16 protein-coding genes are annotated in these 23,743 nt (G+C 62.8%); 5 read left to right on the plus strand and 11 right to left on the minus strand.

Annotated features, from left to right (window positions below; all coding sequences use genetic code 11):
* Positions 1-192 precede the first annotated feature (192 nt).
* Positions 193-4,116 (minus strand): FG-GAP-like repeat-containing protein, encoded by a 3,924-nt coding sequence (locus tag J4E00_RS27295; RefSeq protein WP_208178527.1) that lies wholly within the window; start codon positions 4,114-4,116, stop codon positions 193-195.
* 136 nt (positions 4,117-4,252) lie between these two features.
* Between J4E00_RS27295 and J4E00_RS27300 the strand changes: the two genes are divergently transcribed.
* Positions 4,253-4,897 (plus strand): response regulator transcription factor, encoded by a 645-nt coding sequence (locus J4E00_RS27300; RefSeq protein WP_208178528.1) that lies wholly within the window; start codon positions 4,253-4,255, stop codon positions 4,895-4,897.
* 20 nt (positions 4,898-4,917) lie between these two features.
* Here J4E00_RS27300 and J4E00_RS27305 read toward each other — a convergent pair whose 3' ends face one another.
* The 7 genes from J4E00_RS27305 to J4E00_RS27335 all read right to left on the minus strand — a co-directional run bounded on the left by J4E00_RS27305 (position 4,918) and on the right by J4E00_RS27335 (position 15,063).
* Positions 4,918-7,926, minus strand: a complete 3,009-nt coding sequence (locus tag J4E00_RS27305; protein WP_208178529.1) for a sensor histidine kinase — start codon at positions 7,924-7,926, stop codon at positions 4,918-4,920.
* A gap of 75 nt (positions 7,927-8,001) precedes the next feature.
* Entirely contained in the window at positions 8,002-8,982 is a 981-nt protein-coding gene (locus J4E00_RS27310) for an acyl-ACP desaturase (RefSeq protein ID WP_208178530.1), read from the minus strand.
* Positions 8,983-9,110: 128 nt separating this feature from the next.
* Positions 9,111-10,817, minus strand: coding sequence for a hypothetical protein (locus J4E00_RS27315; protein ID WP_208178531.1), 1,707 nt, complete (start codon positions 10,815-10,817; stop codon positions 9,111-9,113).
* A 169-nt stretch (positions 10,818-10,986) separates the two neighbouring features.
* Positions 10,987-11,934, minus strand: a complete 948-nt coding sequence (locus tag J4E00_RS27320) for a glycosyltransferase family 2 protein (RefSeq protein WP_208178532.1) — start codon at positions 11,932-11,934, stop codon at positions 10,987-10,989.
* 23 nt (positions 11,935-11,957) lie between these two features.
* On the minus strand, positions 11,958-13,238 hold the full coding sequence (locus J4E00_RS27325) for a hypothetical protein (protein ID WP_208178533.1): 1,281 nt from the start codon (positions 13,236-13,238) through the stop codon (positions 11,958-11,960).
* A 43-nt stretch (positions 13,239-13,281) separates the two neighbouring features.
* Entirely contained in the window at positions 13,282-14,007 is a 726-nt protein-coding gene (locus J4E00_RS27330) for a hypothetical protein (RefSeq protein WP_208178534.1), read from the minus strand.
* Positions 14,008-14,040: 33 nt separating this feature from the next.
* Positions 14,041-15,063 carry a hypothetical protein gene (locus tag J4E00_RS27335; protein WP_208178535.1) on the minus strand — a complete coding sequence of 341 codons (1,023 nt, stop codon included), beginning with the start codon at positions 15,061-15,063 and terminating at the stop codon, positions 14,041-14,043.
* A 156-nt stretch (positions 15,064-15,219) separates the two neighbouring features.
* Here J4E00_RS27335 and corA point away from each other — a divergent pair, with 156 nt between their 5' ends.
* Together corA and J4E00_RS27345 are read left to right on the plus strand one after the other, a co-directional pair.
* On the plus strand, positions 15,220-16,413 hold the full coding sequence (corA, locus tag J4E00_RS27340; RefSeq protein WP_208178536.1) for a magnesium/cobalt transporter CorA: 1,194 nt from the start codon (positions 15,220-15,222) through the stop codon (positions 16,411-16,413).
* Between the two features lie 541 nt (positions 16,414-16,954).
* Entirely contained in the window at positions 16,955-17,626 is a 672-nt protein-coding gene (locus tag J4E00_RS27345; RefSeq protein ID WP_208178537.1) for a helix-turn-helix transcriptional regulator, read from the plus strand.
* 36 nt (positions 17,627-17,662) lie between these two features.
* Here J4E00_RS27345 and J4E00_RS27350 read toward each other — a convergent pair whose 3' ends face one another.
* Together J4E00_RS27350 and J4E00_RS27355 are read right to left on the minus strand one after the other, a co-directional pair.
* Complete coding sequence (locus tag J4E00_RS27350; RefSeq protein WP_208178538.1) at positions 17,663-18,700, minus strand: AAA family ATPase; 1,038 nt, start codon at positions 18,698-18,700, stop codon at positions 17,663-17,665.
* An 80-nt stretch (positions 18,701-18,780) separates the two neighbouring features.
* Entirely contained in the window at positions 18,781-21,546 is a 2,766-nt protein-coding gene (locus J4E00_RS27355) for a hypothetical protein (protein WP_208178539.1), read from the minus strand.
* 135 nt (positions 21,547-21,681) lie between these two features.
* Between J4E00_RS27355 and J4E00_RS27360 the strand changes: the two genes are divergently transcribed.
* Both J4E00_RS27360 and J4E00_RS27365 read left to right on the plus strand, forming a co-directional pair.
* Positions 21,682-22,248, plus strand: a complete 567-nt coding sequence (locus J4E00_RS27360) for a hypothetical protein (RefSeq protein WP_208178540.1) — start codon at positions 21,682-21,684, stop codon at positions 22,246-22,248.
* A gap of 212 nt (positions 22,249-22,460) precedes the next feature.
* Positions 22,461-23,000, plus strand: a complete 540-nt coding sequence (locus tag J4E00_RS27365; protein WP_208178541.1) for a hypothetical protein — start codon at positions 22,461-22,463, stop codon at positions 22,998-23,000.
* Here J4E00_RS27365 and J4E00_RS27370 read toward each other — a convergent pair.
* Positions 22,997-23,641, minus strand: a complete 645-nt coding sequence (locus J4E00_RS27370; RefSeq protein WP_208178542.1) for a hypothetical protein — start codon at positions 23,639-23,641, stop codon at positions 22,997-22,999. The genes J4E00_RS27365 and J4E00_RS27370 overlap by 4 nt on opposite strands.
* Positions 23,642-23,743: the final 102 nt, after the last annotated feature.

Genomic DNA, 23,743 nt, shown 5'->3' on the forward strand with positions numbered 1-23,743 from the left:
AAAGTCGGACCCAAACCAACCGCCTTACCCCAAGTACAGCAAAAGGCCCGGAATAATGGCTGTAACACCATCCCGGGCCCCGATACACTACCAATTATTCTCTTGCTATCCTGCCATGACCAGCGTTCCGGCCCATTCAGGCCGTTCGTTCCTAAGCTGAGCAGCTTTGACCGCGGGCCAGAGTAAGTATGCTTACTCCCGCACGAGGCGAATGGCCCTCGCCCCGGCGCGCACCACATAGACGCCCGCCGGCAGCCCGGCGGACAAGGGCAGCGTAGCTGTGCCAGCCGCATCGGCCGTGGCAGTGCTCACCTCCCGGCCCAGGCTGTCGAACACGCGCACCCGCGTGCCCAGGACGGTACCGATAAGAGTAGCACCACCAGCCGTCGGGTTCGGAAACAGAGCCAGTTGGCCCTTCCCTCCTACTACCACATCGCGCACCGGCGAGTAGGTGGAGCTGCCGTTCTGGTCTACCTGGCGCAGGCGGTAGTAGATGTGAGTGCGAGTGGGCGAGCTGGCGAGTTTATCATCCAGGTAGGCATAGTCGCTTGGGCTTGTTTTGCTGCCCTGCGCGGCCAGCCGGCCGATTTTGGCGAACTCGCGGCCATCAGTGCTGCGCTCGATATCGAAATATGCGCTGTTCTTCTCCGAAGCCGTGGCCCAGGCCAGGCGCACGGCTGTGCCCTGCTGCTCGGCCGTGAAGCTGGTGAGCTCGACGGGCAGCGGGGCAGTGCTGCCGGTGAGGTAGAACTCGGAGAAATGGTCGGGCACGCTAGCTTGGGCTACAAACCAGACCACCCCGTTGCCTGGCGTGCTGGCGCTCAGGCTCAGGGTGCGGTGCTGACCGGCAGCGAGGTTGTTGCCGAGCTGGCAATCTTCATTGGCTCCGCTGTACTGGGTGGCTTTGAGGTTGGCGTACGTGACGCTGGCATCGGCAGCCACAAGGCGGCCGAACTCAGAGGTGAGCCCGTAGAAGCGCACGTTGAGGCTGCTACCGGTGAAGGTGGGGTTGGTGGCTATCAGGTGCCAGTTGCGGTCGAGGTAGCGGTGGGCTTTGGCATCCTGGCGCACGGCGCTGGCCGAGCCGGTAATGAGGAACTGCACGCTGACGGAACCCAGGGCGGCGCGGGTATCCTGCAGGGCGGCCACTACCTGGCCATTCCCAGCCAACAGGTAGTGCCAGGCCCCATCGCCGGTAGCAGTGTAAGAAGTGGTGGTCAAACAGCTGGCCACTGCATCGTATACTTTGAGCACGCTGAAAGCCGGACTGCCGGTACTGGGTGCGCCACCAGTGGTTACCACTACGGTGCTGCTGCTCACGGCGGCGCTGGCCGGCACGGTAGCCGTGAGGGAGGTAGCCGAAGTATAAGTAACGCTGCTGGCCGCCACCCCGCCGAAGCTGACGGTGCTGGCAGCCGTGAAGCCCGTGCCCGTAATTACCACTGGCATGCCCGGCAGCTCGGCGCTGGGGCTAACATTGCTGAGTGTGGGAGCCGGAGCATAGGTAATACTGAACTGAGCAGCAGCGGTGTTGCCGTTGCCGGCGGCGTCGGTGGCCCGGCTGGTGGCAATGTTGACAGTGATAGGGCCCGCACCGCTGGGCGTCATGGTAAAGGTGTACTGGCTGGCGCTGACCATGGTGAGGGCGCTTTTGGTGCCGCCCGTCACCACAATGTCGCCGATGACCAGGCCAGTCACGTCCTCTGAGAAGGTGACGGTGAAGGGAATGGGGTTGGTGCTGGTGGTGCTGCCATTGGCCCCGGCTGAGGAGCTGATGCTCACCGTCGGGTCGGCGTTATCAATGGTGAACGTATTGGTGTTGCTGTTGGCACTTACCAGCTGCCCGGTGGTCTGGGCCGTGGCGTACACGGTGTAGGTGCCATCGGCCAGGGCCGGGCTCTGGGTCTTGCTCCAGTTGCCGTTGCCGGGGTTAGCATTTACCGTCCCGATGCTGACGCCATCGACGTAGACCGTGACCGTACTGCCGGCGGGGGCCGTGCCGCTATAGGTGGGCGTGGTATCGGTACTGCTGCTTGCGTTGACGGGGTTGTTCAAAACGGGAGCGACCGTGGTAACCGGGGCGTAGGTGATGCTGAACTGGGTGGCAGGAATGTTACCATTGCCGGTCGCATCGGCGGCCACGCCGGCGGCCACATCCACCCTTACGATGCCGGCGGCAGTGGGCGTCACATTGAAGGTGTAGAATCCGCCGCTGCCAGTCAGGCCGCTTTTCGTCCCGTTGGTGACGGTGATGCTGCTTATTCCGAAGCCGGATACCGATTCGGAAAAGGTCACCGAAAACGGAATGGGCGAACTGGTGGTGCTGCTGCCTGAGGCCCCAACCGAACTATTGATGATAGCGAGGGGGGCCACGCCATCGACGAGCACCCCCGTGGTGCTGCCCACACTATTAAGCGTGAGAATAGCATTGAGGCTGCTGGCGTTGCGAATAGTGCCACCGTTGAGGCTGATGGCGCTGCCCAAAGCCACGCCGTTGGTGTCGGCATCACCGCTGGGCACGGTGTAGCGGAAGACGAGGGCGGTGCTGCCGCTGCCGCTCACGTAGCTGGCCGTGCGGGCCGCAGCGCCCACCGTCAGGGCCAGAGTGGGTGTACCAGTTACCGTCACGGCCTGGTCGAAATTGACGGTAAAATTCAGGTTTTGCCCAATGCCATAGGTGGCATTGGCTGGTACGGCTACGCTGGTAACCACCGGTTGCTGTATCACTGTGAAGCTACTGCCCGTGGCTGTGCCGCCGGGCGAGGTCACGCTCACTGCGCCGGTGGCGCTGCCCGCGCCCACCGTAAAGGTGAGGCTGGTAGCGGTGGGCGTACCCGTAATGGTGCCAGCTACGCCATTTACCGTCGCGACCGTCACCTCATTGAGGTTCGTGCCGGTGATGGTCACACTGGTGCCCACCGGGCCGCTAGGGGGCGTGAAGCTGGTAATGGTTGGGGTCGGATACTGCTCCAGGTAGCGGATGTCGCCGTTCGTGCTGCCGATAAGCAGGTCGAGCAGGCCGTCGCCGTCCAGGTCGGCGCTGAAGGGCGAGTCGTAGCCGTCACCGAGGGGCAGGAGCGTCGTCAGCGGGCCGAAGCTGGTGCTGTTGGCCGCCGTTTGCTCGGCGCGCAGCATCGAGGAAAAGAAGGTACCCACCACCAGGTCCAGTAGCCCGTCGCCGTCCAGGTCGGTGACGTGCGGCGTCGAGTTTACTGACCCGTTGATTGTATACGGAGTAAAATTAAAGCTACCGAACTGCGCCGTACGGAGCGTGAAACTGGTGCTATTGGCCACGTTCTGCTCGTAATGCGCAATAGCCCCCGGGTTGCTGCCAACCAGCAAATCCAGCAGCCCGTCGCCGTCCAGGTCCGTGATGGTGGGCGCGGCTATGCCGCTCACCGCAATGCCCGCAAATGAGTTGGTGACCAAAGTAAAAGCCGAGCCGTTGGCGGTGGTTTGCTCGTAGTGGTGCACATTGCCGACCTGATTGCCGACCAGCAGGTCGAGCAGGCCGTCACCGTCCAGGTCCGTCACGACGTGGTGGGGATAGGAGCCCGCCCCAACACCGGCCAGCGTTGCCGTCCGCAACACGAAGGTGGTGGCGTTGGCCGCCGATTGCTCGTAGTGGGCAATGGTGCCGTTGTCGTTGCCTTGCAACAGGTCCACCAGGCCGTCTTTGTCCAGGTCCGTGACGGCCACGCCGGCTATCAACTGATTGCCAGTGGTATTAGTCAGGTCGGAGCTAAGCTGCTTATAGTTCAGGGTCGACGAAGCCCTCGTCACGGTAAAGGTGCTCCCGCTAAGCACATTGCCGCCCGCGGTGGTTAGGCGCACAGCCCCGGTGCTGGCCTGCGCCGGCACCACAAACGACACCTGCGTGGCCGAAATGGGCGTGAAGTTGCACGGAATGCCCCGCAGCACCACCGACCTGGTGTTGGTCAGATTGGTGCCGGTGATGGTGACGCTGGTGCCCGCCGGCCCGCTGGTGGGCGACAGGCTACTGATAGTGGGTACCTGCGCCCAGGCCGCCGAGGCCGCCAGCAGACACCAAAGAAGTAACAAGCCAACCGTGCGCCGGGCCGACAGAACAGTTGTGAGCAGTAAAGTAAGTTTCATAATGAAATGTCAGAATATTCAAATACAAAACCACTGCAACATTCTTGCACAGCTCACCGGACTGGCTTGTACCCTGTTTAGGGTACAAGCCAGTCCGGTGAGTTGCCCCTATCAGGCCCCACCTTTGCGATTCGTTATGACAACCTCTTTTCCCATCCGCCTGGCCATCGTGGAAGACGATGCCCGCGTGCGCGAACTGCTGTGCGAGTACCTCGGCCACCAGCCCGAGTTCACCTGCATCATTGTAGTCGATTCCATTGAGGCGCTCTGGGAAGAGCTGGGCCTCAGCCTCGTGCCACGCGTCATCCTGCTCGACGTGAGCCTGCCCGGTCAAACCGGCATTCAGGCCCTGCCCGAACTCAAAAAACGCCTGCCCGACTCCGACATCATCCTGCAAACCATGCACGACGACCCCGAGCGCATCTTCCAGGCGCTACGGGCCGGGGCCACGGGCTATGTCATCAAAAACGCCACCAGCCTGCCCCAGTACAAGCAGGCCATTCTGGATGTGCTCAGCGGCGGCGCGGCCCTCTCGCCCTCGGTGGCGCGCAAGGCGCTGCAGCACTTCCAGCCCCGGCCCACCCAGCAGCCGGAGCTACTTTCGGCCCGCGAGCAGGAAGTGCTGCAGGCTCTCACCGAAGGCCTAAGCGAAAAGCAGGTAGCCGCCCGCCTCGCCCTCTCCCCCGACACCGTACACACCTACGTCAAGCGCCTCTACGACAAGCTGAAAGTACGCTCCCGCAGCGAGCTCCTGAGCCGCGCTGCCAAGGGCGACTTGTAGCTGCTGGTACTGCAACCGGACTACGGCAGCTGACGCAGCCGCACCTGCCACCCCCCGGGCACGGGCCCCACCACTAGCTCGGCTCGCAGCAGGGCGGCCCGCTGGCGCATGTTGCGCAGCCCCTGCCCCGCCCGCCCGGGCACTCCCTCCACCCCGCCCGTGCTGTTGATGGTGAGTTCCAGCAGCGGCGTATAGCCCAGGCTCACCCAAATGGGTGCGCCCGGCTCCGCGTATTTCAGGGCATTGTTTACCGCTTCCTTAAAAATGAGGTATGTGTGCTGCCGCACTGTGGGAGGAAGCGGCTGGTCCTGCATTAGCGGCAGGTCCTCGTCGTGAAACAGCAGGTCGCGGCCCGTGGCGCGGGCCGTGGCATCGAGGTGGTCGCGGATACGGTCGACCAGTGCCCCCAGGGTATCGGCCCCGGCATCCACGCTCCAGATGATGTCGCGCACGGTGCTGGCCGCTGCCCGGCTGTCGTCGACCAGCGTGGCGAGCCGGGCGGGCGGGCCCTGGTGCAGCTCGCGCAGCAGCTCGGCCTGCATGGTGACGCGGGTAAGCAGCGAGCCCACTTCATCGTGCAAATCGGCCGCCAAACGGGCGCGCAGTTCATTTTCGCGCCGCAGCTGGCGCAGCCGGCTGCGCTGCCACCCGTACACCCCTGCGCTGGCGGCCAGGGCGGCCAGCACCCAGGTCAGGGGGCGGTTCCACCACTCGGCCGTCACGGTCAGGGGTAGGCGTACCACGTTGGCGGTGGGCACGCCCTCGCTGCTTTCCCCCCGGATTTCAACGGTGTACTGGCCCGGAGGCAGCCCTTGCAAGCGGAGTTGCGGCGTGGTGCCCAGGCCCAGCCAGCGGTCGGCCAGCCAGCCCCGCACCCGGTACGCGTAGCGGGCCCGGCTGGGGTCAAGGCTGTTGGTGAGGGCCAGGTGCAGGTCGACCAGGGGCATGTTGGGGCCCAGGCGCAGGGCGGGCAGTTGGTCAGTTGCCAGTAGGTAGCGGGTGTGGCTGGCTTCGGCCGCCGTACCCAGGGCTGTGTAGCTGGTGAGCAACAGGCGCGGGGCCACCGTGCTGGCCGCGGGCACTTGGTTGGGGTAGATGCGGTGCAGACCGGCCACTCCCCCCACAAGCAGGGAGCTGTCGCGCGGGTCAGTGTAGGCCGCTACTGCATTACACTCATCCGAAAGCAGCCCCTGCGCCGTGGTAAACACCGCCAATTGGCCGCTGGCAGGCTGGTAGCGCACCAGCCCCTGGTAAGTGCCCAGCCACAGATAGCCGCCCGCGCTGGGCAGGATGGTGGCCACCGAGGCATTGGGCAAACCCTGCCCCAACGACAGCGCTTCGCGGGCCCGGCCGGCGGGGTCTATCACGGCCAGGCCGTGGGCGCGGGTGCCCACCCACAGGTTGCCATCGGGGGCCAGGTAGAGGCAGCGGGCCCCATCGACGGCCACGCGGTGGGGCGCGGGCTCATTGGGGCCAAACTCCTCCCGCTGGCCCGTGGCCAGGGTTAGCCGCATCACGCCTTCCGGGGTGGCCAGCCATAGGCGGCCGCGGCCATCGGGGCACACGGCTTCAATGGTTTGCCCGGCCAGCGGGGGCCGGGTATTGGCAGACTGGCCGGGCACTGTGTAGGAACGGTAGACCTGGGCAGCGGCATCATAATACAACAGCCCCTGCTGCGTGCCTGCCCACACCACGCCCGTGGTCGAGTCCCGCACCAGCGACCGCACGCCCGGCTCGTTCAGGGCTTGCCCGCTGATGGGCAGGTGGTTGAACTTACCCGAATGCGTATTAAAGCGAAGCAGCGGATAAGCCCCGGCTACTAGCCAGTCGCCGCCCGGGCCCAGCGGGGCCGGCACCACGCCCATCAGTACGGGAGCGTTGCCAGCGGGTAGCGTAGCCGCGGCCCAGCGCCGCAGAGGCGCCAGCGGTGAGTCGGCGGCCTGGGTCAGCAAGCCCGCTTCGTAGCTGCTCACCAGCAGGCGGCCATTGGGCAGACGCACACTGGTGCGCACGCTGTAGGGATTGCCTCCCGGCCCTGGCAGCGCATGAATAAACACGGGAGCCGCCTCCCGATGCCAGCACCCGCGGGTGCCCGTATCGAATACCCACCAATGGCCTACGCCGTCGGCCCGCAGCTGGCCGTGCCACACGGCGGTGGGCCAGGGCGGCAGCGGCAAGCCGAAGCGAAGGCGCAGACGCGGGTCGGCCCCAGTAGTCCATTCCAGCTGCAGCGCCTGCCTGGGTAAGAGCACGGTGGGGCCGGTAGCACTGCGCAGCAGCTGCAAGGCTTCTTCCGTTGCCTGGTTATCCCAACACCATTGCTTAACCAGCCGGCCGTTGGCATAAGGCCGGTAGGCGGCTCCGCTACTGAGCAGCCACGGCCGGCCGCGGGGGTCGTACACGGGGCGCAGGTTGGCCAAAGGCGCCAAATGCCATTCGCCCAACACCTGGCCGGTAGCGCTCAGTTGGCGAGTATCGCCGTCGTTTACCAACCATAAGCTTCCATCCGGCGCAGACCAGGCTTCTACGAGCTTGTCGGCGTTCAGCAAAGGCCCGGTTTTCTGGCCCGTAAACGTGTAGGCCTGCAAGCCGCCATGACTTTGCGATACCCAAATACGCTCCCCAGCTCCCAGGGCCAGCGATTCGATGATGCTGCTACTACCGCCGGGTGATGGCAGGGGCAATGCCTGCAACACACCCGTAGGCCCAAAGCGGTAGAGGCCGGCCTCGGTGCCTAGCCATAACTGGCCGTCGGGCAAGGGCAGCAAAAAGTTGCAGGGCACGGCCGGCAGTGCCGCCCCGCCCCGCCGCAACGCATTGATGGAGACGAGGTGGGTGCCATCGTAGCGGTACACACCGTCGTCGGTACCCACCCACAGCAAGCCGTCGGAGGTGGGCACCAATGTGCGCAGCATCAGGCCACTCAGCGCATTGTCGGGGAGCCAGCCGGTAGAGGCTCCCGGCTGCGCCAAGGCCCCAGCTGACAGCAGAATTCCCCACAGGCCAAGCAGTAACCGCCACCTTCTCATGGCGGCAAATTACGGCTCCGCAACTGCTTTCGGATTTTAGAACCCCGTTTCCACTGTATTAAATATACCTATATCCTACGAAATCCACTTAAACTTATACTCCAGCTTGGGCACGGGCATACGGTCGGACACGCGGCGCAGGCGGTTAGGCAGGGCCATCACGTAGTCGCGGGCTTTCTCGGCTTCGCCGGTGAGGCCTTTGAGGTGCTCAATGTCCCAGTCGGTGATGAGCGAGTCCAGGATGTCGGTGTAGTCGTTGCTGGTATACACACCCAGGCGCTGGGCGGCGTCGGTGAAGTGGCCGAAAGTTTTACCCATTTCCACGCCCATTTCGCGCATGTAATGGGCCGGCATCACAATTTTCTTGCGCATCATGTCCTCGAAAGCCAGCATCATTTCCGAGGGGTCGTACTTGAAAATCTCGGTCACAAATGCCTTGTAGACGCGGGCGTGGCGGTTTTCATCGCCCGCAATCATGCCGCAGATTTTGGAAAGCTGGTCGTCGCCGGCGGTGCGGGCCAGCTGGCCCACGCGGCGGTGCGAGATGTTGGTGGCCTGCTCCTGGTAGCTCGTGTACACGAAGGCGCGGTACGGGTCGTTGGCGGTGCCCAGGTCGAAAGCGTCGTTGATGAGGTATTGGGTGCTCACTTCAAACTCGCGCATGTTCACCCGCCCGCTGAGGTAGAGGTAGCGGTTCAGCAGGTCGCCGTGGCGGTTTTCCTCGGCGGTCCAGCCCCGAATCCACTCGGCCCAGCCGTTGTTGCGGTCACGGTTGATGTTGTCGAGCTCGTGGAACCAGGCTTCGTAGTTGGGCAGGGCTTCTTCGGTAATGGTGTCGCCAATGAGTACGGCCAGCAGGTCGTAGCTGAGGCTGCCGGCTTTTTCGCGCAGCTCTTTTACTTCGTCAAAAAAGGTATCGCGGCGCGAGTCGGGCAAGTAATCGGCGGGCTGCCAGCTGTCTTCCACACTTTTAAGGAAGGTGCTCATGTTCGATTTCACGAAGCCTTCCATCTGTTGCAGAACTTCGGCGCGGGTTGTCGATATGGAGGTTTGCATGGGGTGGGGCGAAAAGACGTGAAGGGGTGATGAAAGAAACGCTTTTCGTGCAACAAAGGTCTGCGCCAACCGTAGGGGGCCGGGTATAAGATTATGGCATTGGAGGGCGCTAATGCCAGAGAACAGGCTCATATCGTCCCAAAATCACGGTTATCCGTGCGGTACACCCGCACTCCCGAAGTGAGGGTACCAGGGAGCGGAGGAGCAGTAGGCACCAAGTGCAGGCGCACCCCCCCTGAGCGAAATCGACGGCTGAGCCAACGGGCCGTTTCGGGCGTAAGCACCCACAGCACCTCGGCTTCAGAACCATAGGTTTCGAGCTGGGCCAGTCGGCGTAGGCATTCCGTTTGGTCGGTCGTGCCGCTGAGGGCTCGCCGCAAAGCTACCTGCGAAGCATCGTGCGACGACCAGCCCGTGAGCAGCAGCACGGGTTGGCGCATAAAGTTGTAAGAGCGAAAAGGCGACAGGCTTTTCAGCAAGTCGTTGGTGCCCGCCAGAATGCGAACGCGCCGGGCATCGCGGTGGTAGGCAATGTCATCCAGTGTCTTCTCATGTCGCTGCTGCTCTTGGCTCAGCACCTGATGGCGGTGCCAGGTTTTGGCCCCGTAAAGACCGATAACCGCCAGCACAGCCGCCACACCCACCCCACGCGCCAGCGGCGAAATCGTCCCCCGAGCCCGATAGCCATTTTCCGCTGACCCCTCCCCTGTTTCGTCATTTTCACGGGCTTTCAACCAGAAAATTACGTTCGTCAGCAACCAGAAATCCAGCAGCGCCAGCGCCAGCCGCGGCGGCAGCTTAAGGAGGCCCGCCAATAAAATCAGCCCGCCAACAAACGCCGCCTGCACCAGCCAAAATCCGGCTATCCGGCCCCGACGGCGCCGCACTTGCCCCGATATTACGACCAGCGCCAGCAGCAGCGGGAAGTAGTCGCGCCCGAGCAGGCCCAGTCGCAACCGCAGTTTGGCCGGTACTTCCCGGCCGAAGAATTGGGCGGCATCGAAGCGGTAGGCGCGGCGAAAAAGCCCTTCATTGACCACAGTGGAGTCGCCAAATAGCCACAAGCCGACGGCAGCGGTGCCGAGGCTGTCGACCGGGGTTCGTGGCTGCGGATGGAACTGGTCGAAATCGAGGATGCGGGAGAACGTCGCGTCGCGTTGCTGAGTGGCGGCCTCGACAGGCGTCTGCTGCCAGTGCAGGATGCCGGTGGCTAGCGCCAGCCCCAGCGCCGCGCTGCCCAGCACCGGCCCTGCCCGCTTCCAACTGCCAGCCAGCAGCAGCGCGGCAGGTACAACCGCAGTGGCGCCCAGCACCGCCAGGCCGGGCCGCACCAGCCAGGCCGCGCCCAACGCCAGCAAGCCGAGCAGCAACGCCCTACGCCTGCCGGCCCGCTGGGCCGCAAACAGCATGCCCGCCCCCGCCAGCAACAGCGCCACCCGCCCGTGGCTGAACCACAGCCAGTGCTCCAGCCACGCCAGCCAGAAAAACAGCATCAGCACCAACGCCAACGGCCCGGGCCGTAAATGAGGCCGTAGCAGCTGGTCAAGCACCGCAAAAAACATGGCGGTGGCGCCCGCCAGCAGCGTCCCCAGCAGCAAGCCCAGCCATGGCCCGGCAGGCACGGCTGCATAGGCTGCCGCCAGCAGGTGCCCGTAGCCGTGCAAATACAGCGGCACCGAAGGCACGGGCTTCAGCGCCAGCACACCCGAAAACAGCCAGGCCAGCGTCTGGTCATCACTGGTTTCGGTATAGCTGCCAAGCCCCAGCACCGTAGCCGCGCTAAGCAGCAGCGGCAACAGCATTGTGCGCAGGCGAGAGGACGAAAGCCAGTTCATAGCCGCAAGAACGGGAGGTTGGCCTGGGTGTTAGGCAAGGCTGTCATCCTGAACGCAGCAAAGGACCTCACCACATTCGCAGTGAGTTGGATTACTACAAACCATTTTCTCCTCATAAAGCCCTTCGCTGTGCTCAGGATGACAGATGCTCCCACTACTTGAAACCTGCTCAGCCCAACGGCAGGCGCGCCAATAGCCCCAGCAGCTGGTCGGGCAGGCGTCGGTGGCCGGTTTGACACAGCAGCGCGTATAGCTCGCGGGCCTGGGCGGCGTGGCGGTGGCGTAGGGCTTTTTGCAGCTCCCAGCGCAGGCGGGTGGCCAGGGCTTCGCGCTCGGGGGCGTTGCGACTCAGGTCCAGAGCCTTGTCGCAGACGCGAATGGTGGACGCCAGGTAGGGGTCGTGGCGGCGGTAGGCTTTGGCACTCATGCTGCGCGGGTGCTTGCGCTTGCGGGTCGTCACCTCGTCAAGGTACTGAAACTGCCAGTTGCGGCTGGCGCGCACCCAGAAATCGAAGTCCTCATACGTGAGGGTTTCGTCGTAGCCGCCCAGGCTTTCCAGGCAGGCGCGGCGCATCATCATGGTGGGTGTACTGATGAAGTAGCGCCGCAGCACGTCCCCAAATACCCAGCCGCTGGCGGGGACGGGCGTGAGGCCGCCGCGGCTGTCGGGCCGGTGGTGCAGGCCCAGCGGACGGCTGGCTTCGTCAATCAGTTCGCAGTTGGAATACACCACGCCCACCTCCGGGCTAGCGGCCAGAAACTGCGCTACCTGCTGCGCCACCCGCGCCGACAGCAACACGTCATCAGTAGCAAAGTCAATCACGAATTCACCCGCACTCTGGCGGAAAGCCTGGTTGAAGGCGCGGCAGTTGCCTACGTTTTCGGGCAGCAGCAGCAGGCGCCAGGTGGGGTTTCGAGCGGCGTATTCGCGCAGGATTTCCGGGCTGCCGTCGGTGCTGGCGTCGTCCACGAGCCAGACTTCCAGGTGCGGGTAGGTTTGAGCCAGAATGGAATCCAGCGCCTCGCGCAGGAAAGGGGCGTGGTTGTGGCACAGCGCCACAATGACAACACTTCCGCTTAACGGGGGATGAGGAATGAAGGATGCAGAATTGGGCATGGCTCAGATAGGCACAAAGAAAACTATTCCTCATTCCTCATCAAGCGTAAGCGCCAGGCTCCGCACGCCAGCAACAACAGCCCGTAGCGGGCGGCATGAGCCCACACCGCCCCATCCAGCCCGTAGCGCGGCAGCAGCAGCACCAGCAGCCCGGCAAAAACCGCCGCCGAAGCCGCCTGCACCACCACGTAGGCGCCCGTCCGGGCCTGGGCCGTGAGCTGGAAGATGAACAGCCAGCTGAGGAATTTGGCCCAGTCGCCCACCAATTGCGGGGCCAGAAACTCTTGGGCCGCCAGCAGCTTGGGCGCAAACAGCAATGGCAGCAGCCAGCTTCGGCACGCATAAATCAGCCCCAGCCCCACGCCCAGCACCGGGGCTAGCAGCCCCAGCACGCCCAGCAAATAGCGCCGCGCCTCCCCCGGCCGCCCCGTCAGCGCCGCTAGCCGGGGATAGAACACGCTGCTCATCACCGCCCCAAACACCATCGTGTAGTTATCCGACAGCTTGGCCACCGCCTGCCACAAATCGGTGCGGCCCGGTCCAAAGGCCCCCAGCAGGTAGTCACGCAGCACATAGTCCACAGCCTTGCCAAAAAGCAGCGTACTCACGGCCATCAACAGGAACTGGCTGAGGCGGCGCAGGGCTAACCGGCTCAGGGGCGCAGCCGGGCGCAGGCCGCGCAGTAGGCCCGCCCGGGCCGCCAGCCCTAGCGCCGGCAACAGCGTAAGCCCCTGGGCCAGCAGGTAGGCCAGCAGCACCACCGGCAGCGCATAGCCGCTCAGCAGGGTGGCCGCCACCGCCACCGTGCCCAACACCGCCAGCGTTACCGACAGCCCGATGTAGGCCCGCAGACGCCCGGCCGCCAGCAGCGCACTGCCCAGCAGCGCCTGCCCCGTGATGAGGCCAATACCCAGCACAAACACCAGCAGGCTGCTCCAGTGCCAGCCCAGCAGGCCCCGCACCGCCAGCACCCCGGCCCCAGCCAGCAGTGCAACCATATTTAGCGCCGTGGCCGCCCCCAGCCAGGCGCGGTAGCGCGGGCTGCCCGGCCGTAGCGGGGCCAGGTATTTCACCAGGCCCACCTGCACGCCATCGTAGGGCAACGTGGTGAGCAGGGCCATCAGGTTCTGAAACTGGGCCAGCAGCGTGAGGCCGCCAGCCGGTGCGTAGGTCGCAAATAGCTTATTGACAATCAGCGAGCCGGCGGCCCGCGCCGCCACCGCCACGCCCGTGCCCAGCGAGCCCCGCACAAACTGTCGAATGGGCGAAGCAGCGGACGGCGTGGCGGCGGGCGTGATGGGCATGCGACTACAAAGAACGGCTGGACCTGCCCATTCCTCCGCGCGCTTATGGCCGGGCCTGATGCCGCGCCAGTGCCCGCCGCACCGCCGCGGCCGTGGCCAGCCCGTTGAGGTAGGGCCGGGGCGTGGTATCGGCCCGGTACCGGGGATGCCCGGTGCTATTGAGGCCAGCATACCGGAATACGTACGTGTGCCGCTGCGTCATGCGGGCATACGCTCTTTCCTTCGTTCCGTCGTCGTGTTCTAAGGTCCCCAATTCTTGCACTTCGGCATAAACCAAGGTCAGTAGCTCTTTCTGCCCGTCCCGGTCCACATCAGCAAAGAAAAAGGCCGACAAGTTGGTAACATCACCAATTGACGGCAGCAGCAGCTTCTGCACGGCATAAGTATTAGGCTGAAAGGGGTCGAGCACGAAGAGCGCGGCATCCTCCCCTTCCTGACGGTATTCGTTTACTTCGCGGCGTGGAAAAAACAGCTGCTTACCCAAAGCACTCGGCCGCCAGGCATAGGAAACGAGGTCCTCAGCAGAAAATGATAATGGAAATAGTCGTCTCAGAAAGGCCGTGTCTGCTTCACCGGGTGCCCGCCGGACAACGCCCCGAAGGGCCATCTGGTCTTCGGCCGCATACTGCCGCTGGGACGAGGATTCGGATGGCCCGGAAAGGACGACAGACGACCCGTTATTTTTAGCTGCCGGCTGCCCCTGGCAAACCGCAACAGGCAGGAGTAATCCAAAATGCAGCAGGGTCAGGCGAATAAGCAAAACGGTCATAGACGACTAAACTACGGCCTCCCGCTCCTTCGCTCAGCCGCCTAGTTCCTTTTCCCAGCTCAGGCGCAGGCCGGCCACGCCACCCAAATGCCGCTTGAAGCGCAGCAGAGACGTATTGGGGCCGCTATCGAGCGTGGAGGTACCAAGGTCGAGCACGGCGAGGCCGCTGGCTTGGGCGAAGGCGTGCAAGCCGGCATTGAGCAGCACCACCGGGCTCAGCGAATTGCAGCGCAAGGGACTGGCTGGGTAGAAGTTGTACAGCACCCGCTCGCTCACCTGAATGGCTACCGTGAGGGCGGCCCACTCACCATCGGGCTGGCGTACCGAGAACAGGAAGTGCTCCCGGGGAAAGCGCCGAAACAGCTCCTGCACCCGTTCCAGCGGCAACGACAACTCCATACCCCGCTCCTGCCGACAGGCCTGAATAAATGCATAAGCCGCCGGCAGCAAAAAAGGCGGTTCCTGCTCGAAGTGCAGGCCGTGGCGCAGGCATTTGTGTAGCCGACGCCGCTCCGAAGGGTGCAGGTGCGCCTCGTAGTCGTGGCCGGGGTCGAGGTGGTAGTTCTGCTCGGCCAGCGTCACGCGGTAGCCGCGCCGCCGCAGGGTTTCGGCCAGCGTAGCGGCCCCGATAGGGTCGTAGGCGAAGGGGTAGCCACGCAACGCCAGCCGCCGGATGCCTTGCCCGGCTAAGGTGCGCTCGGCTTCGTCCAGCAGCTGGTGCAGGGCCACCGCAGGTAGGCCCGTAGCTAGCTGCACCGCCCCAAAAGGCGCCTGGGCGGGGCTCCGGGCCAGTTCCGAGCTGGGGGCCAGCGCTACGTGCAACTGGGCCACGGTGCGGCCAGCGGCCGGGTCTTCAAGGTAAAAGCTGAACACGGTATCTCCCGTCGGCTGCAGGGCCTGGTGCTCGGGCCGCAGGTACAGAAACGATTCGAAGGCCAGCGGCAGCCGGGGCAGCGCTGGGCCGGCAGCCCCGCCGGGTGCCGCATACACCGCATACGCGGGCGTCGCGCCGGGCCCCGCCGTGGTCATCACCTCCAAAGAATCCGTACTTTTCACGCTAGCTATCGTGGCTCAATTTGGCAAAGTACGGCACGGAATGCCGGCCCGCAGCTACGTTTGGCGGTAGGTTGTGGCTGGTGGAGCGGGCATCTTCATCAAGCCGCCATCCGTAAGCGCCGAAATTACGCTTCTGCTTTTGCCCTCTCCCATCGCATGAATCCGCTTCGACCGTCCTCTCCCAACCGTTCGCCCGCCTTGGCCGAAACGGAATCTCCTGGCTTCAGCATCACCGACCGTGATGCTACCCGTCAGGCCCGCGAGCTGGAAGTAGGCCAGCGCCCCGGCACCCTCAACATCCGCAAAGATGCCCTTAAGCCGCGCCTGTTTCTGATGTCCTACAACGACACGGTGTTGCAGGAAGACGAGTACACCGACCGTTACGACGAGCTTGTTGCCTACCTCAACGCCCACCCGGAACTCAAGCACTGGGTTGACGTGCGCGGCTACGGCGACCTGCACCTGATGGAGCAAATCATGCAAGAATTTGGGCTGCATCCGCTTCAAATGGAGGATGTGCTCAACGACTATCAGCGGGCCAAGGTCGAAGTATTCGACGACAGCCGCTTGTTCATGGTGTCGCGCATGACGGACTTCACGGCGCTGCTCGAAATCGACGACGACCAGCTCTCCCTCTTCACCGGCCCCAACTACGTTCTATCTTTTCAGGACGATTACAGCGACTGCCTCGACCCGCTACGGATGCGCATCCGTAGCAACTTCAGCACCTTGCGCCGTCAGCCGGTGCTCTACCTCGCCTACGCCCTCACCGATGTGGTGCTCGACCACTACTATCCCACCATGGCCGCCATCGGCGACTACATTGAAGAGTTGGAGGAAGCCATTTTTGCCGAACACCGGCCCCGCCGCCTCCTCAACCGCATCCTGCGCATCAAGAAGGACGTGGTGCGCTTCCGCCGCCTGGTGTATCCGGAGCGCGACAAAATTGCGGAAATCCTGCGCCTGCCCGAGGAAATTGTGCCTGAGAGCCTGAAAATCTTCTACCGCGACGCCTACGACCACGCCATTCAGGCCCTGGACTTGGCCGAAAGCTACCGCGACAACATTTCCTCCCTCACCGACCTCTACATGTCGGACCAGGGCAACCGCATGAACGAGGTGATGAAAGTGCTGACCATCATCAGCACCATTTTCATCCCCCTGAGCTTCGTGGTAGGGCTCTATGGCATGAATTTTCAGCGCGACGACGGCCACGGCCACTACCTGCCGCTCAACATGCCCGAGCTCTACAGCCCCTGGGGCTACCCCACAGTCATCCTCATTATGGGCATGGTGGTGGCAATGCAGCTCTACTATTTCTACCGCAAAGGCTGGCTCACAAACCGCTGAAGCGGTCGGTTACCCTCGGCGAGAACGATTATGGACGCGGCCCTTCGCGTCTTCTTTCGTGGGCGTCGTTCAAGGCTGAGACACGAGGAGTCGCGCCTCTACAGCTACCAGCCAGTTTTCAATTCCTACTTTGCGAAGAGTAGAATCGCAACGCTATTTCTTATAAATAGCAAGTGACGCTTTCCTTAGCCGTTGCCAGCTCCACTACGCTTCCTTCAAATTAAAAAGTCCCGGCTATGCAGTCGGGACTTTTTAATTTGAAGGCAAAGGCCGTAAATCAGCCGCACCAGCAAAACAGGATTAAACTCACATAGTGCTGACCAGGCTCTTCACAGCGCTCCTATCACAATGGGGCTTTTTTGGCCAAGAGCTTGGGATAGCATACACCTGCGTCACGAAACGTCTGTGCGGCAGATTGGGCTGTTCAGCGTTTTTTTGGCCAAATTCATAAAACACACATTATCTTTCCAGCCAACCTTTCCAACTATATCCAAATTGTTCTACTAGGCATCTCATCTATAAAATTTCCTCTGACTTCAGCATGACTGATGAACAATTAATTGCCAATAGAATAGCCGAGATTGCCTCTTTTGCTGATGAATACCCCGGTGCAGTTATCATTCTTAGCGGAGATGCCAGCCGGGTTCTCTACATGTCGTCGCGGGGCCGGCGCGACCTTGGCGGCGTCACCATGGAAGAGCTTACGGCCATGGGACCTGAATACTATGCGCGCTACTTCAACCCCGAAGAAGCTCACGAATACGTACCGCAGGTAATTGGCCTGCTTGAGCGCAACGACTTAGCCTATGCCGTCACGCTCTTCCAGCAAGTACGCACCGGGCCACACCTCGATTTTGCCTGGCACATGACCACCGCGCGAGTCCTGGCGCAGGATGCCGCTGGCCGCCCCCTGTTGGTTATCTGTTTCTCGACTCCCATCGACCCCAAAAGCCACATTACCACCAAAGTGCAGCGGCTGCTCGATGAGAACACCTTTCTGCGCCAGCATTCGGCCACCTTCGCAAGCCTCACCACCCGCGAGCGGGAGGTGCTGGGCTGCCTGGCCCTGGGGCACAGCTCACACGAAATCGCGGCGGCCTTCCATATTTCGGCTCAAACGGCCGATACCCACCGCCGCAATATCCGCCAGAAGCTAGGCGCTGCCAGCAGCTTCGACCTGGGCCTGTACGCACGAGCATTCAATTTGATTTGACACCTCTACTACTGTTTTAGCCCGCTGGCTCCGTAGCTACACCTGCAGCGCTGCCCGCACCTGCGCCACCCGCTCGGCTACCGTGCCCTCCACCAGGGTATAGGGGATGCCGTAAAACTCGAGCTGCATCAGGATGGTGCCGTGCTGGAAGCTACGGAGTGCCTCTGGTCCGCGCCAGCCGTCCTGCTCGAAGGGCACGGTGGGTGCGCACACGAAGGTGTGCGCATAGCGCTGCCCACCCACCGCCGCCATGGCCCGCAAAGCCGGGTCGCAGCGGTGGAAATAGTAGTAGGAATATAGCGCCGTAGTCGCGGCGTTGGTGTCGCAAAACAGCACGTTGTGGGCTCGGGCGGCGGCTTCATCCTCCAGCTCGGCGTGGCGGCGGGCAATGTAAAGCAGGTCTTCAAAATCCAGGTTGCCGTTTTTCTGCTCGTGCAGGGTGCGGCCGTATTCGGGGACCCATTCGGTGCCGCAGGCTTCTGCCAAGGCCGCGCACAGCGTTGATTTCCCGCTGCTTTCGGCCCCAAGAAACACTACGTAGGGCACGGCGGCCGGTGGCACCACGCCCAGCTGCGCCGCCACCAGTGGGTGCAGAAATTCGGCATATGCGGCGGGGTCGGCGCGCACCAGCGTGCCGGAAACCGGCACCGTTAGGCGGGCTACATCCACTGCGACGTGGTCTGTTCCCAGGTGCTCGGCAAAGCCGGGCCCGTAGGCTTCGCTGCTGAAAACTACATCGGGTTTTATGTGCTGCCGCGCCAGCCACTGCCGCACAAATGCGCGTTGTGTGTAGTCATCAGCGGCGTCGGGCGGCACTTCATCCGCTGAGAGCGCGAATACGCGGAGCAGCGTGCGGCCAATGCGCGCGCCATCAGTCAGCTCGTCGCCGCGGTACAGCTCGCGTAACCACTGCGCCCGCACAGCCGCCGGTTGGGTAGCCGAATCCGGGTTGGCGTACACCAATACCACTAATTCGGCTACCTGGGCCGCAGCAGTTTCAAGCAGGAGCTGGTGGCCGCGATGTGGCGACCAGAACTTGCCCACAACGAGGCCGGTGGAGTAGACTGGGGTCATTGCTTGGATGTTAATAAAGTTGAATGGCCCTTCGCAGCGCTTTGCATGGTCACCATGTTCTTCAAGTCCATATCAGGCTCCTACGGCTGCATCAGCTTCAGTTCGGTGCGGCGCAGCTCGCGGCCCACAATGCGCACCAGTTGGTAGCTATCGGTGGTAGCATCGTAGTTGAGCCCGATGCCGCTGCCGGTGCTGGGCAGTGCCGCCGCTCCTTGCAGCTGGCCTTTGTTGTCGTAGATGAATACCTGCGCCGGCCCCAGTTCAGTAACGGCCACCACCTGATGGTTTTTGCCGAAATCGAAGAATTGAACCGGCTTCTCCCCCGACGTCACGAAGCGTTGGGTGAGCAGCGGCGTCGCCTGGTCAGGCTTGTAGATGTCGAGTTGGCTACCGTCTTCGCGGGTCAGGACGTAGCTGCGGCCCCGTTGGTCGGGCACGAGGCGGAAACGGGCAGTGCGGCTCCAGGTGGTGATGCGCTTGCGGCTGAGGATTTCGCCGGCCAGGTTGAAGGTAATCAGCTCGCCGTGTTGGTTGATGAGCGTGAGACGGCTACGGCCCAAGGTACTGCCGGCCTGCGCCAGCACATCACCGGCCAGCCGGGCGCCCATGCTCAAGGGGAACCCAGGAAACAGGTTGCCTTGCCCATCGAAGGCATAGACGTAGCCGTTTTGCAAGGGAGCCAGCACCACATCCCGCCCACTCACGCTGAGAATTGCCGGACGGCCCGCCAACGGAAAATCCAGTCGCTTGGGCTGCCAACCCGGATAAAGATGGCCTTTGGTGTCAAGCAGCAGCAGGTCGTTGCCGGCCGTGAGGGCCAGCAGGCGGGCGGGCGCATCTGCACCAGCAGCTGCAGTAAGCAAGGCCGCCACCCGCACGGTATCGGGCAGGTTGAGGGGAAAAGGTAGCAGGGGCTGGCCCTCATTGCCCAACAAATGCAGACGGTGGCCAGCCCCTAACAGCAGGCCCCCGGCCACGCCGCCCCCAGCCGGCAGCAGGTTGACGTCCACCGCCGGCCCCGCCAGCGTATCGGACCACAGCACCGCGTTGTCGGACGACACGTAGTGCAGCACCTGGCCCGAGTCCTGCACCACCACGGCCGGCACGCGGGTACCCAGCGCCGGCACCAGCGTGGGCATTCCCAGCAAGGTGTGCTTAAAGGCCAGCACCCGGCCGTTGGAAGCAGCTCCGCCGGCCTGCGCAGTGGCGGGGCCCAGGTTGGGATGCCGCAGCAGCAACTGGGTGAAATACTGGGCGTCTGGGCTGACCTCATTGTCGGCCGGTGCCAGCTGGAATGCCAGCTGCGAGAAGCGCTTGAACAGGGCTTCATTGCGGAGGAGCCCGGCCCGACGGTCTTCGGTGAGCACACCAAGCAGCGCGTTCCAGCTATTACGCGTGTCCACAATCACGCTCAAACGGGCACGCGGCAGGGTTTCTTGCAAAAAGGATACCTGTGCAGGCGTTTTAGCCCAGGTGTGGCCGGCTACCACATCAGCCAGGTAGCTGTTGAGGGTCAGCTCGTCGGCCAATACCAGGTAATTGCCCACCAGCACGCCCGCCTGCGCCAGCACCCCCACGGCCTGCGGCTGTGCGGGTGCCAAAAGCGGTCCCAACACCACCGCCTCCGGGAAGCCCACCGGGTGCACTTCATAGGGCCCGGTTTTGGTGAAGGCAGGCGAGTTGCCTTCCAAACGGCGCAGGCGCGCCAGCCACTGGGCCGTGCGGACCGGGGCCGGGCAGCGCACCAGCGCCAGCCGGCCGGGGCGGGCCCCCGGCGTAGTGGCAGCCAGGTACGCCACGGCCATTTCACTGCCAAACGAGGCCCGCAAGCTATCCAGTGCAGCTTCGTGGCCCAGCGAATCGGTTAGGACGCGGTCCGGTCGGGGCCAGGTACGGGCGGGTGCGGCGGCCAGGTGCATCAGCAGCGCGGTGCGGGTGCTCAGGATTTCGGCCATCGCCAGCGGCTGGGCCAGTTGGCCGCGCAGGCGCTGCTGCAGCGTACCGTGCGCCGTTTCAGGGTTCGAAAAGCCTTGCAGCTGGGCCCGGCTACCGGCCAGCTTCACGCCCAGCAGGCCCTGCGATACCAAGCCGGTGAGCTGGTCGAACTGCCCGTGCACATCGGGCCGAAAAAGCACGTCGAGAAACTGCGGCAGGCGGCGGTAGTTTATAAGCAGGGTGGCATCCAGTCCGCGCAGCTTAAGTAAATCCGTGGAGCCGAAAGCAGCCAGCACGGTAGGCGTTTCGGGGTGGGCCAAGCGGCGCACCACCGCTTCCACCAGCGCCGGGTTGGCACTGATGAGGAGGTGGTTGCGGTAATTAAGCACGGTGATGCTGGTTTCGCCGCGCAGCTCGGTGAGCACGGTCAGCTCCTGGTCTTCATAGTCGCGGGTGCTGAGGCGGTAGCGCGGGTCGCGGCCCAGGGTTTCGAGCAGGCTGCGCACCTGCCGGTACTCGCTCACGTGGGCCAGCGGCACTTGGTAGAGCACATCAAACTCGCCCGGCCCGGTCACGTGTACCGATGTGATGACCAGCTTTTTGCCTAGCAGGCGCAGCAGGTTGTTGCGTCGCCGGGCATTGCCACCGGCCAGGCTGTCGGCCAAAGCCAGGTGGCCAGCCGCTTGCTGGAAGTAGCGCACCGTGGTGAGGTTGTCCCAAAGGTCGGTTTCCTGGAGGTGGCGCACCAGGTTGGGGTGGTCGTGGGTGCTGAGCACCAGCACGGCATCGTCGGGCACTAGGGCGTAGGGGTCTACGGGCACGGCCGCCAGGGTGCGCCGGTAATAGACGTACGTGGCCAGCGTGAGCAGCAGCAAAAGCGCCGTGAGCAACGCCAAAAGCTTTCGGGACATGCGGGGGTAGCGGATGACGGGCGACGAAAGTACGGCAGTAGGCCCGACAAGTCCGCTTGTCGCCTTTGCCACGTATCTTTCTGCTGAATACGCCTCCCCTGCCGTGCAATGAATTTCTGGTCTGAAAAAACAGGATTGAAATCCCTCCGCGGCCTCCCTTGGCTGGCGCTGCTAGCCGTGCCGGCCTGCTTTCAGCTGCGCGAGCCGGAACCCTCAGTGGCCGCCAGCGAGTGGATTCAGCCCACCCAGATTGATATTTTATTGACCAACTTCACTACCGCTGTGCAGAACGTGAACGTGGCCAATTATGAGCGCAGCCTCAGCGGCCCCGACTACCGCTTCGTGCCCGACCCCACCAGCGCCGGCTCCTCCCCGGCCCTCTTCGCCAACTGGAGCGTGCCGGAAGAAACCACCTATTTCAGCAGCCTGCGCCGGCGCACAGCCGGTGGCGTCACCAACTCCCTCACCCTCAGCGACCGCCGCGACCAGCTTTACACCACCGATTCGGCCGAAGTATCGGCCCTGTACCAGCTGCGGGTAACGCAGCAGGACACAGCCTTCCACGCCGGCTTGCTTCAGGGCAACATCCGCCTGGTTCTGCGCCGCCGCAATAACGAGTGGCGCATCGTTGCCTGGCGCGACCAGCGCACCAGCTCAGGTCTGTGCTGGACAGATTTGAAGAAATATTTCAGCTCACACTAAGGACATCCTTGTAGCTGCATGAAGAAGAAGGAATTGGCGCATCGTCTGTCATCCGGAGCTTGCGAAGTACCTTCTTACAAATGCGCCGGTTGAGTTAATGCCAATTGTTCTGCTATCGCAAGGTCATTCGCGGTACTCAGGACGACTGACGACGCGCCAATTCTCCATTCCTTAATCTTCATTAAGCCAAAGGCCTTCGTATATTTCGCATTATGAACCTGCCCCCGCGCCCGTCGTTTCCGGTATTGTTGCTTGCGGGCATTGGGCTGGTTCTCACAGTGCCTGCCTGCAATCCCTTCGCGCCGGCCCTCGACGAGGTGCCCGCCGACCAGAACGAGCTGCTGGGCAACCCCATTTACGTGCGGGGCTTCTTCGACCGCTTCCGCGCCTCGTACCAGCTGCGCGACTCCACGCTGTATGGTCAGTTGCTGGCGCCCAGCTTCCGGTTCACCTACCGCGATTTCGCCGCCAACCTCGACCGTTCCTGGACCCGCGATGTGGACGCCAACACCACCTACCGCCTTTTCCGGGCGTCCCGCTCCATCAATTTGCAGTGGACGCAGTACCTACCCGCTTCCGATACCCTTTCGTCGGACACGCTGGCCAATGTGGAGCGTTCCTTCCTGCTCACCATTGAGCAGCGCGACGCCGAGCGGTTTAGCGGCTCCGGCACGGCCCGGCTGGTGCTGGTGCGCAAAAACCGCAACGACCCGTGGCGCATGCGCAGCTGGTACGACCGCAGCGAGTTTTAATCCGATTTTGAGCGTCGAATAGTTAAGAAAACTGGTGTATTAGCCCAATTTAGAGCCGGCAATTGACTGAGCAAAGTCGCTATGTTGGCCTGTTTCACCGTATCTGGGCCAGCCAGCGAATAAATCAATTCCCGAATTTGACTCTTGTGGGTTAAGGTTGAATAAACGTAACGCACCTCGTAGTTTCCCGGCCTTAATCGTTCGTGGGATTTTGAAAAACACAATAGCGATGGCACTCCGGCATCACGCGCAAAATCCAGGGTATGAGTCTGATTAGGCGGCAGGAGTACAAACCCTTTCTGGGCTTCGCTCATAGACCAGAACCGTAAACAGGTACTACGAAACATTAGTCTCATCTTTTCTTTGGGACGATGCTTACGTAAGCGGTACACTTGCAACTCGGGCTCCGGGAAATAACTCCACATTCCGGAGCTCACTTCGCCATCAACTATCAGCACAGGCTGCTTGAAATCGTTGATTAACTGGACGTCGAATGCTATCGGTTCGCGGTAGTAGTAGTCAGTTTGTGAAGTTCTTACTACGCAGCGGAACATACTACTATCCATAGAAACAACTGCTTGCGCCCGAAGCGTCGCAATGCTTCCCCAGCAGCCGAACAAAACCAGCAATAAGCTGCGCATTAGCTCAAAGTAATAAAGTGGCAACCTAAATGCGCTTTGCCGCCGCTATACCAGCTACTGCAAAGCTACAAAAATGGCTGGTGCGGTCTTTCCGCTTTTCTT

The organism is Hymenobacter negativus (genome assembly GCF_017571495.1).
GTDB lineage: Bacteria > Bacteroidota > Bacteroidia > Cytophagales > Hymenobacteraceae > Hymenobacter > Hymenobacter negativus.

What these genes read in the sequence shown, in the direction of transcription:
- J4E00_RS27330 (WP_208178534.1), bottom strand. Translation starts at nt 14,007, where the DNA reads ATGACCGTTTTGCTTATTCGCCTGACCCTGCTGCATTTTGGATTACTC.
- corA (WP_208178536.1), top strand. Translation starts at nt 15,220, where the DNA reads ATGAATCCGCTTCGACCGTCCTCTCCCAACCGTTCGCCCGCCTTGGCC.
- J4E00_RS27320 (WP_208178532.1), bottom strand. Translation starts at nt 11,934, where the DNA reads ATGCCCAATTCTGCATCCTTCATTCCTCATCCCCCGTTAAGCGGAAGT.
- J4E00_RS27305 (WP_208178529.1), bottom strand. Translation starts at nt 7,926, where the DNA reads ATGAGAAGGTGGCGGTTACTGCTTGGCCTGTGGGGAATTCTGCTGTCA.
- J4E00_RS27370 (WP_208178542.1), bottom strand. Translation starts at nt 23,641, where the DNA reads ATGCGCAGCTTATTGCTGGTTTTGTTCGGCTGCTGGGGAAGCATTGCG.
- J4E00_RS27355 (WP_208178539.1), bottom strand. Translation starts at nt 21,546, where the DNA reads ATGTCCCGAAAGCTTTTGGCGTTGCTCACGGCGCTTTTGCTGCTGCTC.
- J4E00_RS27300 (WP_208178528.1), top strand. Translation starts at nt 4,253, where the DNA reads ATGACAACCTCTTTTCCCATCCGCCTGGCCATCGTGGAAGACGATGCC.
- J4E00_RS27325 (WP_208178533.1), bottom strand. Translation starts at nt 13,238, where the DNA reads ATGCCCATCACGCCCGCCGCCACGCCGTCCGCTGCTTCGCCCATTCGA.
- J4E00_RS27365 (WP_208178541.1), top strand. Translation starts at nt 22,461, where the DNA reads ATGAACCTGCCCCCGCGCCCGTCGTTTCCGGTATTGTTGCTTGCGGGC.
- J4E00_RS27350 (WP_208178538.1), bottom strand. Translation starts at nt 18,700, where the DNA reads ATGACCCCAGTCTACTCCACCGGCCTCGTTGTGGGCAAGTTCTGGTCG.
- J4E00_RS27315 (WP_208178531.1), bottom strand. Translation starts at nt 10,817, where the DNA reads ATGAACTGGCTTTCGTCCTCTCGCCTGCGCACAATGCTGTTGCCGCTG.
- J4E00_RS27345 (WP_208178537.1), top strand. Translation starts at nt 16,955, where the DNA reads ATGACTGATGAACAATTAATTGCCAATAGAATAGCCGAGATTGCCTCT.
- J4E00_RS27295 (WP_208178527.1), bottom strand. Translation starts at nt 4,116, where the DNA reads ATGAAACTTACTTTACTGCTCACAACTGTTCTGTCGGCCCGGCGCACG.
- J4E00_RS27310 (WP_208178530.1), bottom strand. Translation starts at nt 8,982, where the DNA reads ATGCAAACCTCCATATCGACAACCCGCGCCGAAGTTCTGCAACAGATG.